This is a genomic window from Gilvimarinus gilvus (assembly GCF_030518155.1).
Lineage (GTDB): Bacteria > Pseudomonadota > Gammaproteobacteria > Pseudomonadales > Cellvibrionaceae > Gilvimarinus > Gilvimarinus gilvus.
In genome coordinates, this window is the sequence record NZ_JAULRU010000318.1 from 1 (window position 1) to 389 (window position 389).

Here is a 389-nt window from a genome sequence, read left to right on the forward strand (position 1 = left end):
TGCGCCGGGGATTGTCTTCTACCGTTTAGTGAATACACTGGATGCTATGTGGGGGTATCGTACAGAGCGTTACTGCCATTTTGGCTGGGCGGCGGCTAAGTTGGATGATGGGTTGAATTATCTCCCCGCCCGTTGCACCGCTTTGAGTTATGCCGTTTTATCTGATGCGACTAATGCCCTTAGGTGTTGGAAAACACAGGCAGCTGCACATGCGAGTCCTAATGGCGGGCCGGTCATTGCCGCAGGCGCAGGCGGCCTGGGTGTATTGCTGGGAGGGCCTACGCGTTATCAGGGTGTCTGGCAGGATAAACCCTATTTGGGTACGGGTTCGTTGCCTAAAGTGGATGATCTTCAGCGGGCAATGCGCTTGGTGTCATTAAGCCTGCTTC

At 54.5% G+C, this 389-nt stretch carries 1 protein-coding gene; it reads left to right on the forward strand.

The features are described 5' to 3' along the window. A partial coding sequence (locus QWI17_RS05025) for a cobalamin biosynthesis protein CobD/CbiB (protein ID WP_302721412.1) occupies positions 1–389 on the forward strand: 389 nt, incomplete at both ends.